The organism is Vibrio sp. 1401, assembly GCF_033340295.1.
In genome coordinates, this window is the sequence record NZ_JAWOWF010000067.1 from 1 (window position 1) to 19,227 (window position 19,227).

At 44.3% G+C, this 19,227-nt stretch carries 10 protein-coding genes, 1 pseudogene and 1 riboswitch; of the genes and pseudogenes, 5 read left to right on the top strand and 6 right to left on the bottom strand.

Going from position 1 to position 19,227, the window contains the following annotated elements; genetic code table 11:
* Positions 1 to 809: 809 nt before the first annotated feature.
* On the bottom strand, positions 810 to 2,141 hold the full coding sequence (locus R7Z77_RS22325; RefSeq protein WP_031779064.1) for a cation:proton antiporter: 1,332 nt from the start codon (positions 2,139 to 2,141) through the stop codon (positions 810 to 812).
* 191 nt (positions 2,142 to 2,332) lie between these two features.
* Here R7Z77_RS22325 and metH point away from each other — a divergent pair, with 191 nt between their 5' ends.
* Complete coding sequence (metH, locus tag R7Z77_RS22330) at positions 2,333 to 6,013, top strand: methionine synthase (RefSeq protein WP_005381253.1); 3,681 nt, start codon at positions 2,333 to 2,335, stop codon at positions 6,011 to 6,013.
* A gap of 86 nt (positions 6,014 to 6,099) precedes the next feature.
* On the opposite strand, the gene lysC is transcribed toward metH, so the two are convergent.
* Positions 6,100 to 7,452, bottom strand: coding sequence for a lysine-sensitive aspartokinase 3 (gene lysC / locus R7Z77_RS22335; RefSeq protein ID WP_005381251.1), 1,353 nt, complete (start codon positions 7,450 to 7,452; stop codon positions 6,100 to 6,102).
* 101 nt (positions 7,453 to 7,553) lie between these two features.
* Positions 7,554 to 7,732, bottom strand: a riboswitch (Lysine riboswitch).
* Between the two features lie 220 nt (positions 7,733 to 7,952).
* On the opposite strand from lysC, the gene R7Z77_RS22340 reads away from it, so the two are divergent.
* Positions 7,953 to 9,074, top strand: a complete 1,122-nt coding sequence (locus R7Z77_RS22340; RefSeq protein WP_005381245.1) for a pyridoxal-phosphate-dependent aminotransferase family protein — start codon at positions 7,953 to 7,955, stop codon at positions 9,072 to 9,074.
* Between the two features lie 59 nt (positions 9,075 to 9,133).
* Here R7Z77_RS22340 and R7Z77_RS22345 read toward each other — a convergent pair whose 3' ends face one another.
* The 4 genes from R7Z77_RS22345 to R7Z77_RS22360 all read right to left on the bottom strand — a co-directional run bounded on the left by R7Z77_RS22345 (position 9,134) and on the right by R7Z77_RS22360 (position 15,631).
* Positions 9,134 to 10,915 (bottom strand): PglL family O-oligosaccharyltransferase, encoded by a 1,782-nt coding sequence (locus R7Z77_RS22345; RefSeq protein ID WP_031779063.1) that lies wholly within the window; start codon positions 10,913 to 10,915, stop codon positions 9,134 to 9,136.
* Between the two features lie 67 nt (positions 10,916 to 10,982).
* Positions 10,983 to 13,805, bottom strand: a complete 2,823-nt coding sequence (gene uvrA / locus R7Z77_RS22350) for an excinuclease ABC subunit UvrA (protein ID WP_005381241.1) — start codon at positions 13,803 to 13,805, stop codon at positions 10,983 to 10,985.
* Between the two features lie 149 nt (positions 13,806 to 13,954).
* Positions 13,955 to 14,827, bottom strand: coding sequence for a UTP--glucose-1-phosphate uridylyltransferase GalU (galU, locus tag R7Z77_RS22355; protein WP_005381239.1), 873 nt, complete (start codon positions 14,825 to 14,827; stop codon positions 13,955 to 13,957).
* 159 nt (positions 14,828 to 14,986) lie between these two features.
* A complete protein-coding gene (locus R7Z77_RS22360) occupies positions 14,987 to 15,631 on the bottom strand; it encodes a LuxR C-terminal-related transcriptional regulator (RefSeq protein WP_033907423.1) in 645 nt (214 codons plus the stop codon).
* A 277-nt stretch (positions 15,632 to 15,908) separates the two neighbouring features.
* Here R7Z77_RS22360 and R7Z77_RS22365 point away from each other — a divergent pair, with 277 nt between their 5' ends.
* From R7Z77_RS22365 to R7Z77_RS22375, 3 genes and pseudogenes are all read left to right on the top strand, one after another.
* Complete coding sequence (locus R7Z77_RS22365; RefSeq protein ID WP_005381235.1) at positions 15,909 to 16,448, top strand: single-stranded DNA-binding protein; 540 nt, start codon at positions 15,909 to 15,911, stop codon at positions 16,446 to 16,448.
* Between the two features lie 242 nt (positions 16,449 to 16,690).
* A complete protein-coding gene (gene csrD, locus R7Z77_RS22370; protein WP_005381201.1) occupies positions 16,691 to 18,700 on the top strand; it encodes an RNase E specificity factor CsrD in 2,010 nt (669 codons plus the stop codon).
* Between the two features lie 11 nt (positions 18,701 to 18,711).
* Positions 18,712 to 19,149: pseudogene (locus R7Z77_RS22375) on the top strand (MSHA biogenesis protein MshI); the annotation flags it as partial.
* Positions 19,150 to 19,227: the final 78 nt, after the last annotated feature.

A 19,227-nucleotide genomic window follows, 5' to 3' on the forward strand; every position in this document is an offset into this window, starting at 1 on the left:
TCAGTTGGTTAGAATACCGGCCTGTCACGCCGGGGGTCGCGGGTTCGAGTCCCGTCCACTCCGCCACTTATATTAAGATTAAGCCTCAGTCGAAAGACTGAGGCTTTTTCGTTTTAGTTCCCCGACTTACCTTAAATCCACTTTCATATTGAAACCTTGCATCTGGAGTTACACTACCCTCTTCACATGGTTTTAATACCGTTGTGAACGAGCTAGCACGTAACTCTGTGCCTTAGTCTTATTCCGATACCAAGCTCTAACCAAAGCTCCTTTTATTCGATATTAGAAAATCTAGTTATGTGACAGAGTTTAATTGTTTGAAGTGTCGCTTGTTTCTAATTTGAAAACAGGAGGACTTTGAATACAAGTTTAGTCTCACTGAGTTCAAGAGGGAGGGATTTAAACTTCCGTTAAGGCTTTGCTACCTGGGTGCCAGCTCAGTTTTATCTCGGTGAGGTTTCTAACCCGTTTGGGTTCTGAACGCAATCACCCTAAATGTCTCTTTCTCATAAAAATACAAACTCGCTCATTGCTAAGTATTGTGGAAGTTTAGCTTTGATGTTTGCGAGGAGCCTATATTGCCAAGGGAAGAGAAGTGATACAGATGAAAATGGGTAAATTAAAAGACTCGTCTATGAATACTATCTATCGGCAATAGTTAGTATCTATGAAAATGTAGCGTAGCGATTCTTCGTATATTTGATGGTATATCAAAGAATAAGGAGCCTTCGTTCTTGAAGGGAAGTCTGAAAATTAGTTATGAAAAAAGCAGCTAGGTAGCTGCTTTTTATTTATTAAGTTACGTGTCTTTAAGAGTCCACTGGCTCCGTATGCTCTGGAGTGGTTATTGCTTGGTTGTCCTCTTCCATCTTCTTCTCTTCAGCTTTTGCTTTTTCAATCATTGGGGTGATTGTTGAGCCTTGAATGAGGATAGAGAAAACAACGACGGAGTAGGTCATCACAAGAATAATCTCTTTTACATCGATTAACTTATCTTGAATCACCCAAATACCAGATGGAATGGAAAGTGCCATTGCCAATGCAAGGCCCCCGCGTAAACCGCCCCACGTCAAAATACGCACTGACCATGGATTATATTTTCTGTAACGTTTAAAGCCTATGTAAGAAAGAAATACACTTAGATAGCGAGCTGCTAGTACAAGAGGGACTGAAATAGCCATCATGATCCAGTCTTCTTTGTGGAATTCAAATAGCAGCATCGACATACCGATCAGTAGGAATAACACGCCATTCAAGAATTCATCAACAAGCTCCCAAAAATGGTCAAGGTGATCTTCACTCTCTTTTGAAAAGCCAATAAAGCGTGTCCAGTTGCCAATCATAATACCGGATACAACCATTGCGAGTGGGCCTGATACATGGATGTATTCAGCAAATGCGTAACCTGCCGTTGGGACACCAATGGTAAGTAACAATTCCATTGAGTGATCATCGGTGGCACTGATCAAGTAGTGGAATAGCAAACCGAGGACTAAACCATATGTGATACCACCGATAGCTTCTTGGATGAAGAGTAAGGTGACACTACCTACAGTTGGTGCCTCAGTGCCAAACGCAATCGTAAATAGAGTGACGAAGATAACCAAACCGAAGCCATCATTGAAGAGCGATTCTCCTTCAATCTGAGTGGAGATACGTTTGGGAGCATCGAGTTTTTTAACAATAGCCAATACAGCGATTGGGTCAGTTGGCGATATTAGAGCACCAAATAGTAAGCAGTAGACCAAATCAAATTGGATGCCAATTAACTGACAAAACCCATACAGCGCAAATCCAATAAAGAACGTGGAAAACAGTGTGGCTCCAAGAGCTAAAACAGTGATCTCCCACTTTTGATCTTTAAGGTTCGGGAGTTTGATGCCTAGTCCACCAGCAAATAGTAAGAAGCCAAGAATGCCTTTGAGCAAGAAATCTTCGAAGTTAATCCTTGTGACCGTCTCCGTCGCAATTTCGGTGAGATGGAACCAGTTGTTTTGACCCGCAATTAAGATTAGAAGTGAAAGCACCATTGAACCTGCGGTAATCGCAATGGTGGTTTGCATCTTTCCTATCTTGCTGTTTACAAAAGCAATTAGCATCGCAGCTGCGGATAGAAAACATAAAGTATGATAGACCGACATAGAGCTCTCTATTTGTAACATTTTATGAATGGAATTCTCGGCTGATGCTGCTTAAATAGCAAACATTTTTTCGTGATTATTTTGTAAGTTAAGAAGGAGATAAAATAATCATTAATTCCACGTTTAGACGTCTAGACTCCTGAAGTTTGTGTGATAGGATGGAAAGATAACTAAAGGAATGAGGCTGTACTGTGGGAAGTAACGTAAGACAACAGATTGAAGCTCAATTGAAGCAACGTATTCTTTTGATTGATGGTGGTATGGGAACCATGATTCAAGGGTACAAACTTGAAGAGCAAGACTATCGAGGAACGCGCTTTGCGGATTGGCATTGTGATCTAAAAGGTAACAACGACCTGTTGGTTCTAAGTCAGCCTCAACTTATCAAGGAAATTCACGCTGCATATTTAGAAGCGGGTGCAGATATTCTTGAGACCAACACTTTTAACGCAACAACCATTGCGATGGCTGACTACGAGATGGAAAGCCTAAGTGAAGAAATTAACTTTGCAGCTGCCAAGCTTGCACGTGAAGTTGCAGACGAATGGACCGCAAAAACACCCGATAAACCACGTTATGTCGCAGGGGTTTTAGGGCCGACAAACCGAACTTGTTCTATTTCTCCTGATGTAAATGACCCCGGATATCGAAATGTTTCTTTCGACGAGTTAGTTGAGGCTTACTCTGAATCGACTCGAGCGCTTATTAAAGGTGGTTCAGACCTTATTCTTATCGAGACCATCTTCGATACGCTTAACGCTAAGGCTTGTTCATTTGCTGTTGAAAGTGTGTTTGAAGAGATGAGTATTGAGTTACCTGTGATGATCTCGGGGACTATTACTGATGCTTCCGGTCGGACATTATCCGGTCAAACCACAGAAGCGTTTTACAACTCATTACGTCATGTTAAACCGATTTCGTTTGGTTTGAACTGTGCACTTGGTCCAGATGAGCTGCGTCCTTATGTTGAAGAGCTCTCTCGTATATCAGAATCTTTTGTTTCCGCTCACCCAAATGCTGGGCTTCCGAATGCATTCGGCGAATACGATTTGTCGCCAGAAGATATGGCTAAGCATGTTAAAGAGTGGGCTCAAAGTGGCTTTTTAAACTTGATTGGTGGGTGTTGTGGTACAACTCCTGAGCACATTCGCCAAATGGCACTCGCGGTTGAAAATATCGCCCCTCGTCAATTACCTGAACTTCCCGTTGCTTGTCGCTTGTCTGGCCTAGAGCCACTCGCTATTGATAAAGACTCTTTATTTATCAATGTCGGTGAGCGTACGAATGTAACCGGTTCTGCGCGTTTTAAGCGCTTAATTAAAGAAGAGCTGTACGATGAAGCGCTCGATGTGGCTCGTCAACAAGTTGAAAATGGCGCTCAAATTATCGATATCAACATGGATGAAGGCATGTTGGATGCACAAGCTTGTATGGTTCGCTTTTTAAACCTTTGTGCGTCAGAACCTGAAATCTCAAAAGTACCAATCATGGTTGACTCTTCCAAGTGGGAGGTTATTGAAGCCGGTCTTAAGTGCATCCAAGGCAAAGGCATTGTTAACTCGATCTCTCTCAAAGAAGGCAAAGAGAAATTCGTTGAACAAGCTAAGTTGATCCGCCGTTACGGTGCGGCTGTGATTGTGATGGCGTTTGATGAGATTGGGCAAGCAGATACACGTGAGCGCAAAGTAGAAATTTGTACCAACGCTTACCGAATTCTTGTTGATGAAGTGGGCTTTCCACCAGAAGACATCATTTTTGACCCAAACATTTTTGCCATTGCTACGGGGATCGAGGAGCATAATAACTACGCGGTGGATTTCATTGAAGCCGTTGGCGATATCAAACGTGATTTACCACATGCGATGATATCTGGTGGTGTTTCTAACGTCTCATTCTCTTTCCGTGGCAATAACTATGTACGTGAAGCGATTCACGCGGTGTTCCTCTACCACTGTTTTAAAAATGGTATGGATATGGGGATTGTGAATGCGGGTCAGTTAGAAATCTACGATAACGTGCCTGAAAAATTGCGTGAGGCTGTGGAAGATGTCGTTCTTAACCGTCGTGATGACGCCACTGAGAGATTGTTAGATATCGCGGCGGAATATGCAGGCAAAGGGGTAGGTAAAGAGGAGGATGCCTCTGCACTTGAGTGGAGAACTTGGCCTGTTGAAAAGCGTTTAGAGCACGCGTTAGTGAAAGGAATAACTGAGTTCATCGTTGATGATACCGAAGAGGCTCGTGTCAACGCTTCAAAGCCATTAGAGGTGATTGAAGGCCCACTAATGGATGGGATGAACGTCGTTGGAGACTTGTTTGGTGAAGGTAAAATGTTCCTTCCTCAGGTCGTAAAATCTGCACGAGTGATGAAGCAAGCAGTCGCGCATCTGGAGCCCTACATCAATGCAGAAAAGCAGGTGGGACAAACAAACGGTAAGATTTTGCTAGCGACGGTCAAAGGTGATGTACATGATATCGGGAAAAATATCGTTGGCGTTGTATTGCAGTGCAATAATTATGAAATTATCGATCTTGGTGTCATGGTTCCTTGCGAAAAGATCTTAAAAGTAGCGCAAGAAGAAAACGTCGATATTATTGGTTTATCAGGGTTGATCACGCCTTCATTAGACGAAATGGTGCATGTTGCAAAAGAGATGGAGCGTCTCGACTTTAACTTACCTCTTCTCATCGGTGGCGCAACAACGTCAAAAGCCCATACAGCAGTTAAGATTGAGCAAAATTACAAGCATCCAGTGGTTTACGTGAACAACGCCTCACGTGCAGTGGGCGTATGTACTTCTCTATTGTCAGATGAACGTCGCCCTGAATTTGTTGAAAAACTTGAAGCTGATTACGAACGAGTACGTGATCAACATAATCGAAAGAAACCGAGAACCAAACCAGTGACATTAGAAGCGGCTCGAGCGAATAAAGTTGCGATCGATTGGGAAGCTTATACTCCTCCAGTGCCTGTTAAGCCTGGCATTCATATCTTCGATGATTTTGATGTGGCTATGTTACGTCAATACATCGATTGGACACCATTCTTTATGACTTGGTCACTTGTAGGTAAGTATCCAACAATTTTCCAACATGAAGAAGTTGGTGAAGAAGCAAAACGTTTATTCGAAGATGCCAACGAGATACTTGATCGAGTTGAGCGAGAAGGCCTGTTAAAAGCGCGTGGAATGTGTGGCTTATTCCCTGCTGCGAGCGTGGGGGACGACATTGAAGTTTATGCTGATGAAACTCGTACCGACGTTTTGAAAGTATTACGTAACTTGCGACAACAGACCGAGAAACCAAAAGGATTCAACTATTGTTTATCCGACTACATCGCACCTAAAGAGTCGGGTAAACATGATTGGATAGGGGCATTTGCTGTCACTGGTGGTATTGGTGAACGAGAGCTTGCTGATGAATACAAAGCACAGGGAGATGATTACAACGCAATTATGATTCAAGCGGTGGCGGATCGCCTAGCCGAAGCGTTTGCTGAGTATTTGCATGAGCGTGTCCGTAAAGAAATTTGGGGTTATGCTGCGGATGAAGATTTATCTAACGATGATCTCATTCGTGAAAAATACCAAGGTATTCGCCCTGCACCAGGTTATCCAGCGTGCCCTGAGCATACTGAAAAAGGACCGCTTTGGGAGCTACTTAATGTGGAAGAGAATATTGGCATGACGCTAACCTCCAGCTATGCAATGTATCCGGGCGCGTCAGTCTCTGGTTGGTATTTCTCTCATCCTGACTCACGTTACTTTGCGATCGCACAGATCCAAGAAGATCAGTTAGAGAGTTACGCCGATCGTAAGGGGTGGGATAGGATCGAGGCTGAAAAATGGTTAGGGCCAAACATTAACGGTTAAATTGATGTTTACCTCGTCCAAATGTAACAACTAATGAAACGACAAAGGGCTGCAGATACGCAGCCCTTTGTTTTATTGAGTTGAACTTACTTCTCAAACAACTCAGTGTGGAGTTTTTGTATGGCTTGTTTCGATACCGATTCATGGAGCAAGAAGCATAAGTTGTGAGGGCTAGCGCCATAACAAATCATGCGTAGGTTAAAATCTTCTAGCGTGCCAAAAACCTGTTTCGCGTAGCCTTTACTCTCACTCATGTTGTTACCAATTAGGGCAACGAGGCATAGGTCATGTTCAACTTCTACCTTACATAACTCTTCTAACTCTTCTCGTACAGCTTGCGGCAGCTGCGGCGCGCCGCCGGATGTATCGGTTTGATCAAGTGTTAACGATACACTGATTTCAGATGTTGTGATCAAATCGACAGATATCTTATGCTTTGCAAGGATCTCAAAGACCTTTGCTAAGAAGCCGTATGCGTGGAACATATTGGCGCTGCGTAGCGTTACCATGGTTTGGTTACAACGCAAAGCTAGCGCACGGAATAACGGTGAGCTTTCGACTTGGTGGCGAATCCAAGTTCCCCCTTTTTCTGGCTCTTTCGATGACCCTACAAATACCGGAATGTCGTGGCGCAATGCGGGTACTAGCGTAGAAGGGTGAAGGATTTTAGCGCCAAAGTTAGCCATTTCTGAAGCTTCGCTAAAGCTGATCTCGGGAATTGGTGAGGCTTTTGGCGCAATTCGCGGGTCTGTTGTGTAGATGCCCGGAACATCAGTCCAGATTTCTAACCCTGCCGCTTTGACGCTCTCAGCAATTAAGGCGGCGCTGTAATCGCTGCCTCCTCGACCTAGTGTTGTTGTATTACCGGCTTCGTCAGATCCTATGAAGCCTTGAGTAACAACAACGGATTGTTGGCAAAGTGGTACGAGTTTATCTTGCGTAAGCGTCGAAATTGCTTCAATGTTTGGCTCCGCGCGACCAAAGTTGTCATCAGTACGCAGCACATCGCGGATATCAAAGCGCACTGCTTGAATGCCTCGCTCACACATTAACTGAGTTAGAATGTGCGTCGACATGAGTTCACCACATGCGACTAAATGATCGGTTAACTTCGCACTAGCTTGGATAGATGCAGCCTCGGCCAGGCTGGTTACGGTATCTAATATGCCATACACCTCGGCAGCAGTTTTCGTGCTGTCTTCGAGCTGAGTTAAAATGGCGTCATGAATGTTGGCCAGATTTTGCAGCAGCTCAGTACGGTGCGTTTGATCCTGAACACCGTTGGCGAGTTCTACCAATAGGTTGGTGACGCCAGAGCAAGCGCTGCTCACGACCAGGCGAGTATTTGGATTGTTTTCGATAATGGTGGCGCAACGACTCATTGCCTCAAAGTTGGCAACACTGGTTCCACCGAATTTAGCTACGTTAAATGCGCTCACTGCGTTCTCCCACGACTTCCTAAAAAATTGTACATCCAATGTTTAGTGAGAAAAGGAACAGAGCAAAAAGAGAGGTATTTAGAATGCTATTTGAAAAATTTACCCTCAGAAGCCCTTCATCAGACTGCGCTGATGACAGTTGATGGGATTCAGCCCAATTCAACCGACAAGTCAAATCCTGCAACTTTGACTTACCTCGGCACTACTCCCCCTCAATGATTGGTGTTGGAATTGCGGTTCCACAAATCATCTACCTGGGTAGCGCTCCTCTTCTACATAAAGCTCAAACATTGAACGGTTTTGAGGCCTTAATGTCAATCAATATTTCAACCTTTATGGTGTTTTTTATTAACGATTTTGTGACACTGGTTTGACCTCCATACTTACGGCTAATTGCTGATAGAGGAAAAATCTATTAGGGTGAAGAACCCTACACCTGAGCCATGTTATTGAATAGAACTTTTAGAATGCTCAGGATAAAAGATAATCAAGGAGCTGACATGTCGATCCAAAGCTTTATTCCGCCTCACCGTATTTTAATGGGACCTGGTCCTTCTGATATTTATCCTCAAGTGTTACAAGCACTAAGCCGTCCTACGGTAGGTCACCTTGATCCTCTGTTTATCGGTATGATGGATGAGCTCAAGCAGCTATTGAAGTATGCCTTTCAAACTGACAATGAGTTCACTATTGCGGTTTCAGCGCCTGGTAGCGCAGGGATGGAAACCTGCTTTGTAAACTTGATCGAGAAAGGCGACAAAGTGATCGTCTGCCGTAACGGTGTATTTGGTGAACGCATGCGCGAAAATGTCGTCCGTGCTGGTGGCGAAGTTGTTATCGTCGATGATGAATGGGGGACGCCTGTTTCCATTGATAAAGTCGAGCAAGCACTCGAACAGCACCCAGATACAAAAATTCTTGCTTTTGTGCATGCGGAAACCTCAACTGGTGCAGTCAGTGATGCTCAAGCATTGGGTAAGCTGGCGAAACAGCATAATGCATTATCTATTGTTGATGCGGTGACATCGCTTGGTGGTGTGCCGTTAAAAGTGGATGAATGGCAACTGGATGCGGTTTACTCTGGCAGTCAAAAATGTTTGTCATGTGTACCAGGGCTCTCACCAGTGACGTTTTCTACTGCCGCGATTGAAAAGATTCAAGCAAGAACAACACCAGTACAGAGTTGGTTCCTCGATCAGAGTTTAGTTTTGGGGTATTGGAGTGGAGAAGGCAAGCGTAGTTACCATCATACGGCGCCAGTTAATAGCTTGTATGCGCTTCATGAAGCTTTATTGATACTGAAAAATGAAGGATTAGAAAACGCTTGGGCTCGTCACCAACTGATGCATGAAAAACTCAAAAATGGCTTACAAAAGTTAGGCTTTGAATTTGTTGTGGACGAAGCCCATCGGTTGCCACAATTAAATGCGATTTACGTGCCTGAAGGAATTGATGAAGCAAAAGTTCGTGCTCACTTGCTAGAAACCTATAACCTAGAAATTGGTGCAGGCCTTGGGGCATTAGCTGGTAAAGCGTGGCGTATTGGCTTAATGGGTTACGGCGCTCGATCTGAAAACGTTGCGCTGTGCTTAAAAGCGTTAGAAGAGTCACTCACTGAATAAAATCATACAGTAATGAGATAAAGAAAAGCGAAGGTCATCCCTTCGCTTTTTGGTATTTATTACTCAGCTCCTGAAGTGGGGGCTGGTGAGGCAGAGATTGCTTGAGAAGGTGGTTGGTAATTGACGTCACTGAAATCAATCTTCGGGAACAAAAACTGCGCTTCAGCTCTAATTTGCTCCGCTTTACTTGAGTCATCTAAGCCTTGGTAGGCCAAAATCAAATTATTATAAAATGCAGGGCGAGGCTTATCTTTGATGATTTTTAGCGACCAATCGATATAAGGCTTGATCAAGGTTGCGTCTTGTTGGTACAGCCCAAGGTTTAAAAACGTGCTATAGACATCCCAATCAAATCTGTCTTTCCAAACTACAGGGTTACTGACTTGATTCAGAATATCAGGGTTAGTTGGTCTAGTGGTCTCAAACTTCGTCAATACATAGTTCGTATGTAATGCGCTTACCATGTAAAACGTAAACGCAACGGGAAGTACCAAACTAAAAACACGCAGCAAGCTTTTGGTTACATTACTAAAGCCGACTTGTCGATAACGAGAGACGCGCTGATCGACCCAGTACAGTAGGATAACGAAGATCAACCAATGCACGAGAGAGTGGTAGAAAGGGTATTCCAGTTGCGAGTGCAATACGATAGGTATAAACAAGGCCAGCAACGCAAGACGAGTTCCGCGTTTGGCTTGATAGATTCGATACAGTACCAGTGCCATCGCTAAGAAGATGCCGAGTATTGGCAGCAAGCCACCTTCTACTCCCCAGTAAAGTAGCTCATTATGCGGATGATCCATGGCTGGCAAACCAGCTGGGTAATTCTCATTTAGGGCATGTTGACGAGCCGTATACAGCATGTACTCAGATTCAAACTTGCCATATCCATAACCAGTAAAAGGCTTTTCAATCACCATGTCTAATGTTTGTGGAAAAGTATACGCTCGAGGAGACTCCATATTTACTTTTTCTGCGGCTAACCCACCTCCATCAGGAAAGGCAAGATGCATGACAACGACTGAGAGTAAGAGCCCACTTACAAGTGACACAACCCAGCGGATAAAGCGCCCTTTGGTTGCAAAGCGGTACATGTATGGAATGACCAACAACACGGCGATGACCGAGGCTAACCAACCAGTGCGTGAAGCCAACGCCACAATTAGTGGTAAAGTTAAAACTGGTACGGCATAGAGAAGGTAAACATCGCTTAACTTACGATCGTATTTGTAGGGCTGACGTGCAAGTAAATAGCTGGCAATCACCAACCCTGTCGCAAGAAAGCTGGCCATTACATTGGGCTGTTGGAAAATACCATAAGGACGATTGGCCACCGTGTCGTAACCAAACGGATTGCCTGGTTTGAGATACAGATATTGTGTCAAACCAAAAATGGCTTCGATAACAACCGCAAGGACAATGAACCATAATAGGCGTTGGCGATGTTTATTACTGAAATGAAATTGTTGTAAGACAATAAAGAACAGGACACCACACCACAGGCCAATGAGCTTATTGGCTGCCAAACTGCTATTCGCATTTGGGTACAGAATGGGCACCGTCATGATAAGAGTACTAATGAACAAGCCGATGGTTAGTTTTGAGTAACGTAGTACTCGATTATTCGCAAGTTGGTAACACCCAATGCCTAATGCAAAGCTAAAAGCAATCCAAGTTGTCGCATTGAACGAAAGCGAAAGCCCCGAACCGCCGGGGTTGGGCATGAAAAAGTGCATTGCCAACACAAATAGTGTTGCCAAGGCAATGAGAAACTTGCGATTGAGGGGAACCTGTACTTTTTCGGGAGAAAGCTTTGTTCCACTTACATGTATAGTAGCCATAGTTATTGCGTTGTTTTGAATGAAAAAAGACCAGCACTTGCTGGTCTCGATACTTTACCTGTTTTTTCTACTTCAACATAGGCTTGAGGAAGTGAGCTGTGTGCGAACCCTCGATTTGCGACACATCTTCCGGAGTGCCTTGAGCGATTATCTCGCCGCCACCCTGACCCCCTTCAGGACCAAGATCGATAATCCAGTCCGCAGTCTTAATGACGTCCAGGTTATGCTCGATCACCACGACAGTATTTCCGTGGTCGCGAAGTCTGTGCAGTACAGTGAGCAACTGCTGGATATCATGGAAGTGAAGGCCGGTTGTTGGTTCATCCAAAATGTACAAGGTTTTTCCTGTATCACGTTTGGATAGCTCTCGCGCCAGTTTCACACGCTGTGCTTCACCACCGGAGAGTGTTGTTGCCGCTTGACCCAATCGTATGTACGACAAACCCACATCCATCAGTGTTTGTAGTTTGCGAGCGATGGCAGGAACTGGATCGAAGAAGGTGCGTGCATCTTCGACCGTCATTTCTAGCACTTCATCAATAGTTTTACCTTTGTAACGTACTTCGAGCGTTTCACGGTTGTAGCGTTTACCTTTACACACATCACATGGCACATAAACATCTGGTAGGAAGTGCATTTCTACTTTGATAACACCGTCACCCTGACAGGCCTCACAACGACCACCGCGTACGTTAAAACTAAAACGGCCCGGTTTGTAACCGCGAGAACGCGACTCCTGTGTGCCTGCAAACAGTTCACGGATTGGTGTAAAGATCCCCGTATAGGTTGCAGGGTTAGAGCGAGGTGTACGGCCAATTGGGCTTTGATCGATATCGATGACTTTATCGAAGTGCTCTAGACCTTTAATCGATTTATAAGGTGAAGGCTGAGCCGTTGTCGCTCCGTTAAGTTGGGTATGCGCAATTTTAAAGAAAGTATCATTAATCAGCGTTGATTTACCTGAGCCAGATACTCCTGTAATACAGCTGAATAACCCAACAGGAATTGAAAGGTTAACGTTTTTAAGGTTATTACCTGTTGCGCCTAATAGCTCAACCGTTTTTTTCGGATCTCGCGGCGTGCGATCTTTCGGTACTGCGATTTCTTTAACACCACTTAAGTACTGACCTGTCAGAGAATTCGGATTCGCGACTATCTCTTCCATGGTGCCTTCCGCAACAACATTACCACCATGTACGCCAGCACCAGGACCAATATCTATGACATGATCTGCACAGCGAATCGCATCTTCATCGTGTTCTACCACAAGTACGGTATTACCTAAATCGCGCAAATGAGTCAGTGTTTTTAGGAGTCGTTCATTATCACGCTGGTGGAGGCCAATCGACGGTTCATCCAGAACATACATCACACCAACAAGACCTGCACCAATTTGGCTTGCTAAACGAATACGTTGAGCTTCACCGCCTGATAAGGTTTCCGCACTGCGTGATAAGTTTAGGTAGTTCAAACCGACATTAACTAAGAATTGCAGGCGGTCGTTGATTTCCTTCATCACTTTTTCAGCGATTTGGGCGCGTTGACCTTCCAGTTTCAAGGAATGGAAGAATTCCAATGCATCAGCAATGCTGAGTTCAACAATCTCAGGTAGTGTCGTATCAGCAATAAACACGTTACGTGCTTCAAGGCGTAGACGAGTACCGCCACAGCTTGAACAAGATTTAGTGGAGATGTATTTCGCAAGCTCTTCACGGACAGAGTTGGATTCTGTATCACGATAGCGACGTTCTAGGGTATTCAGAATACCTTCGAATGGATGACGCTTAACGCGAATATCGCCACGATCGTTGATGTATTTAAACTCAATCTCAGTACGACCTGAGCCCTTTAGAATGACATCTTGCGTTTTCTTTGGCAGAGAATTAAAAGGGGCATGGAGGTCAAAACCATAATGATCGGCCAATGAGGTGAGCATTTGGAAGTAGTAGTAGTTCTTTTGATCCCAACCGCGAATCGCACCTTGTGCCAAGCTTAATGAATCATCTTGAATGACTCGACTTGGATCGAAGTATTGTTGAACACCCAAACCATCACAAGTGCCACATGCACCAGCAGGGTTGTTGAATGAGAAAAGTCGCGGCTCTAACTCTTGCATGCTGTAACCACATTGTGGACAAGCGAAGTTGGCGGAGAAAATAATCTCTTCACCGTCGCCATCCATTGGCGCGACAACCGCAATTCCGCCTGATAATTCGAGTGTTGTCTCGAAAGATTCGGCCAAGCGCTGTTGTAAGTCTGGACGAACTTTAAAGCGGTCTACCACAACTTCAATGGTGTGCTTTTTATGTAGTTCAAGGGTTGGAGGATCGGAAAGATCGCAAGTTTCTCCATCAATACGCGCACGAATAAAGCCTTGAGCCGCTAAGTTCTCAAGCGTTTTAACATGCTCACCTTTACGTTCTTTGACAATAGGCGCCAATAGCATCATTTTGCTGCCTTCCGGCATCTCTAGGACTTTGTCCACCATTTGGCTGATGGTTTGCGCGGCAAGAGGGGCATGATGCGTTGGACAGCGGGGTTCGCCCACACGAGCATACAATAGACGTAAGTAGTCGTAGACTTCGGTAATTGTACCGACGGTTGAACGCGGGTTATGAGAAGTAGATTTCTGTTCAATAGAAATCGCAGGTGATAACCCTTCAATGTGGTCGACATCGGGTTTTTCCATCAGAGACAAAAACTGACGAGCGTAGGCAGAGAGAGACTCTACGTAGCGTCGTTGGCCTTCTGCATACAATGTATCGAAAGCGAGAGAGGATTTACCGGAGCCACTTAGTCCAGTAATGACAATCAGTTTATCGCGAGGGATTGTAAGATTAATGTCTTTAAGGTTATGGGTTCGGGCACCGCGAACTTCTATTTTATCCATCGTTTTTGCTCTATGTATAACCAAGTGGGGCAAGTATTACATAGTGTGAGAAATGTGCAAAGAAAATTACTGGATAAAAAAACAGTAAAGTAAAAAGCCCAGCGTTGTGCTGGGCTTTCGATACAGTAATTTCGTACTAAGACGATGCTTTATACTGCTTTTTGTGTTGCGTGCTTACCTAGCTCAGAGGTTTTTTCATCTTTTAGATACAGGTTTTCAAAACAATAGTTAGTTGCTTCGATGTAACCTTCAACGCTACCACAGTCAAAGCGTTTACCCTTGAATTTGTAAGCCAACACACAGCCCGCTTTTGCTTGCTTCAGCAGCGCGTCAGTGATTTGAATTTCACCACCTTTACCAGGTTCGGTGTTTTCGATCAGTTCAAAAATATCGGGAGTCAGGATGTAGCGGCCAATGATAGCAAGGTTGCTAGGCGCCGTGCCTTTCTCTGGTTTTTCTACCATGTCGTCTACGCGGTAGATGTCGTCTTTGATCATTTCACCAGAGATAACGCCGTATTTGTGTGTTTCTTCGGCTGGTACTTCTTGCACTGCAACGATAGAACAGCGGAACTGCTTAAATAGTGCCACCATCTGAGCCAGTACGCCCTCTTGCTCGTTCACACAAAGGTCATCAGCAAGAACAACAGCAAATGGCTCATCGCCTACCAATTCTCGTCCAGTTAGAATCGCGTGGCCCAAGCCTTTCATTTCGCGTTGACGTATATAAGTGAAGTTTGCAGATTCAATGATTTCACGGATATCTACCAACAGCTCTTCTTTGTTGGTACCGCTAATCTGATGTTCCAGTTCGTAGTTCTTATCAAAGTGGTCCATGATCGAGTGCTTGCCACGACCTGTCACAATACACATGCCGTTCATACCAGCTTGGATTGCTTCTTCGACACCGTATTCAATAAGCGGTTTGTTCACGACTGGCATCATCTCTTTTGGCATAGATTTCGTTGCCGGTAGGAAGCGTGTGCCATAGCCTGCAGCAGGGAACAGACATTTTTTTATCATTGGGGGAATATCCTATCTCGTTTTTATCAAGAATCTGCGCATAACTTTAACACGAGAGGTATCAATGAATCATGAATAAAGTAGGAAAAAATGTGAGACTCGGTGCGGAAAAAAGATGAGCGACTCGTCATTTCAGTTATCAGAGCCGCTAACATTGCATCACGACATTAAGTTTTGGTCTGCCCAGGCGATTGCCTGTACTCGGTTCTTTACGGATAGCTTTTTGAATATCTGATACAAGTGCGATTTGATGGTGAATTCACTGACGAATAACTCTTCGGCCATCTGACTGTTCGAGGCGCCAGCTTGTAGGCAACGCAGTACTTGTAGCTCACGAATGGTTAGGTCTACCGTAGCTGGTGCAGTATGAGTATTAATGACATTGCGGTAATAGTGTAAAAGTTGACTGGTTACATTACGCGGCAGCCAGTTTTGACCGTTAACAATGCCTTTTAACCCTTCTCCAATTTGCTCTAGCGTATCTTCAGAATAAAACACACCTTTTAATTGACCAAATGAAAGAAGTTCATCTGTGGTTAGTCTTTTAGGCACGTTGAAGACAACGGTTTCAAAGTTTTTCCATACAAGAGGCAAGTTTTTGATCGATTGAACAAGTGATTTATGTTCACTGAAGTCTATCAGTAGAATTTTATTACGGTGTTGTGGCTTGGCTTCCATGAGTGCTTCGGTTGAAATCACCGGGATGCTCATATCAATGTACTTTTCGAGTGCCGCCACTTTTTTTTGCGCATTATCTTCCATACTGATCAGAAATAGCTTTCTTGCGTAAGCCGACTTTCTCACGTGTTCCAATCTCCCTGGGTTCAATAGAAGCCATAAACTGGCATTAAAGAGAGGCCATAACCATCGCTTTACTGAATAAATGCGTTCGAATTCAAAGCTTCACGAAACGATGTCTGCAACGCGAATCAAAAATGCTACACACGTAAGTTGAAATACGATTTGGGTTCTAGAGGGTGACTCAATAGATCACAATGGTATTAGACTTTAATCAAAACATTAAAGCGTGCTATTCTAATGCGCTAAAATTTTATATATCCAGAGTGAAACGGAGCACATCATGGCCAGCCGTGGAATTAACAAAGTTATTTTGGTGGGGAATCTAGGTAACGACCCTGAAATTCGTTACATGCCGAATGGCGGTGCAGTAGCAAACATTACTATTGCGACTTCTGATTCATGGCGTGATAAAGCGACTGGCGAACAGCGCGAAAAAACGGAATGGCACCGTGTTGTGTTGTTCGGCAAACTTGCGGAAGTAGCAGGTGAGTACTTGCGTAAAGGCTCTCAAGTCTACATTGAAGGGCAACTGCAAACTCGCAAATGGCAAGATCAAAGTGGTCAAGATCGCTACTCAACTGAAGTCGTTGTTCAAGGCTTCAATGGTGTGATGCAAATGCTTGGCGGTCGTGCTCAAGGTGGCGGCGCACCTATGGGCGGTCAACAGCAGCAACAAGGTGGATGGGGTCAGCCTCAACAGCCAGCTCAGCAGCAGTACAATGCGCCTCAGCAACAGCAACCACAACAACAGGCTCCGCAGCAATCACAGCAGCAGTACAATGAGCCACCAATGGATTTTGACGACGATATCCCGTTCTAAATTCTGCTTATGCTTGAATCGAAAAGGCCGCGAATATCGCGGCCTTTTTTATTGTCGCAATCTAATGATCTCACAGGCTTATCTTGGCAAGGTTAGGCGTAACAATAAAACTTATCAATGAGTGTGATTTTCTTTATGCTCCAGCCTCTCACTATCAGACTAATCCGATTGTTTGATGAACTCTTATCAAGTATAAATATTTCAATAAGGTATATGATGAATAAAAAAGGAATTTGGTATTCATGAGGTATACCCCAACTCTTAAGTTAAGCACACGGCTGGTGGCCTTCGTCACCATGATCGTTATCTGCGCCATGTTTATCTTGTTTGTCGGTGGCACCCTCTCTTTTAAACGTCTTGGGCAGGAATATCTCACCCATTATTTAGAAGGGATCGTAGAGGTGGTCGACAAGGAGATGGAAGATCCTGACGCCGCTTATTCTATGCAGCGCTGGATGCCGAAAATGCTGCAGGCTTCCAATATTGTCGAAATGACGTTGTCGACCAACAACGCCGTTGTTTATCGCTTCAAAGATACTTCTCATCAAATGGAAGCGTCAGTCTTGTTTGAGGCTGAGTACCAGTTGACTCACAATCAAGATTACACGATTCACTTTAAAGCAATTCCCCCTTACTTAGGTTACAGCTACTCAATGCAGGCGCTTTGGTCGATCACGCTTGCCGTTATATTGATCATCTTCTGCTTAATGCGCGGCGTGGCATGGCTTAAGGAACAATTAGAAGGCTCCGAAATGCTCGAAGAGCGAGGCAGAATGATCCTGGCTGGTAGGGTGGAGCAGTATGCCAAAGGTGACAAAAAAGAATGGCCTTACACCGCCAGTGAAGCGCTCGATGTATTAATCGAAGAGTTACAAGATGCGCGTCAAGAGCGAAGCCGATTTGATACCTTTATTCGAACTCAAACCTTCCTTGATAAGCTAACCGGTACCGCTAACCGAGTGTTATTTGATAGCAAGTTGGAATCGGCGTTACTAGAAAGTGGGGCTCGCGGCGCCGTGTTGCTAGTTCGTATTCAAGACTGGAAACTGGTTGAAGAAGAGCAAGATAAGCAAATTACGGATGAGTTTATTGTTGAAGTTGGGAGTTTATTGTCCAATTTAGTTCAACGATACCCAGATGTTGTATTTTCCCGTTATTACGATGCTGATTTTGCGCTTTTTCTACCGCACCAAAGTGCGAAAGATGTGGCTAACCTCGCCTCGCAATGCATTCGCCAGTTAGAAAAGTTAATGCCGCCAGAGCCACTTGATCCAGACAACTGGTGCCATATTGGCATCACCACTTATAAAGAAGGTGAGCGACACAGCCAAATCATTGATGAAGCCGAGACTGCTTTGCGTAGTGCGCAACTACAAAATAACAATAATTGGAGTCGCTTCAAAAAATGGAACCACGATGAAGAAGCTCGCGGAAGTGTGAGGTGGAGAACGTTATTTGACACAGCACTTACACCTGAAAGTGTGATACTCTACGCACAATCTGTGCACCCAATAAGTGACGCGACGCATAAAAAATCATTATATGAAGAGTTAACATGTCGGATTCGCGATCCTGAGAATGGGATTGTTAAAGCGTCTCGGTTCATTTCTGCGATCAGACAGGTTGGTTATGAAGCGCAAATGGATAAGTCGGTTATTAATAAATTCTTAAGAGAGTTTAAGGATAATTTTGATAACTCAAGATCGTATGCGCTCAATTTGAATGTAACGCCATTTTCTAACCGAGAGTACTTTAAATGGTTTCGTGATGAACTCTTACAGTTGTCACGTGAGCAGAGAAAGTGTCTCAGTTTTGAGTTTGTTGAAGCACAATTTGTAAGACACTTAGACTTTATGCGACCAGTCGCTAAAATGCTGGCCGGTTTAGGGTGCCACTTAATGGTTGGGCAGGCTGGGCGTACCATCGTCAGCACTCACTATTTAAAAGAAGTGGACATTCGTTACCTTAAACTTCATCGCAGTTTAGTAGCAAAAATCGACCAACGACATGAAAACCAGCTATTTGTCCGCAGTATGCTAGGTGCGGCGGCAAACAGTAAAACTAAAATTATAGCAGTGGGAATTGAGAATCAGAACGAGCTCAACACATTAATTGAGCTCGGGGTTTATGGTGGGCAAGGGCGTTACTTTTCTGCGGAGCAGCAGTTTCTTCCTCGTCCCCAAGCGTTGCCGAATTCTCAATCAGAATCCCAAGTTAAATTGGGAAGACGAAATCGCTGGCGGAAAAAATAAAGATAATAATCATGGATTTCAAAGCACTATTCGACAAGCTTAAGCGATCATCTAGTGGTGGTCGCTCCTGCTTTTTGGTTATTCAGCCAGACGCCGTTTATTTATCATCTTCAATCAAAAGTAGTCGTCCATACCAATTTGATATTTCTGAGTCCAATTGGGAAAAAGCCGTTGAGCAAGCATTGAGCGTTGCAGCGAGTGCGTATGATTCATTAACGGTTATTCTTTCTCATAACTATTACCAGATGTACCAAATCGACAAACCGGTCATGCCGCGTCAAGAATGGCCAGCTGCATTACCGTTTTTGTTGAAAGAACTGATCTCTGAGCGTGCCATCGACATTATTGCCGATGCGGTCGAGTTACCGAATTCAACCAAAGTGCAAGCATACGTCTTATCGCGAAAAATATTGGATAAGATTGTGTTACTGGCCAGCCGAGCCCAGTTACCGGCTTTGTTGCGTAATTCGGACAGAAAACCAAGTCGTCCGAAATTGAATAATTATTAAACAATATACTGAGTTTCA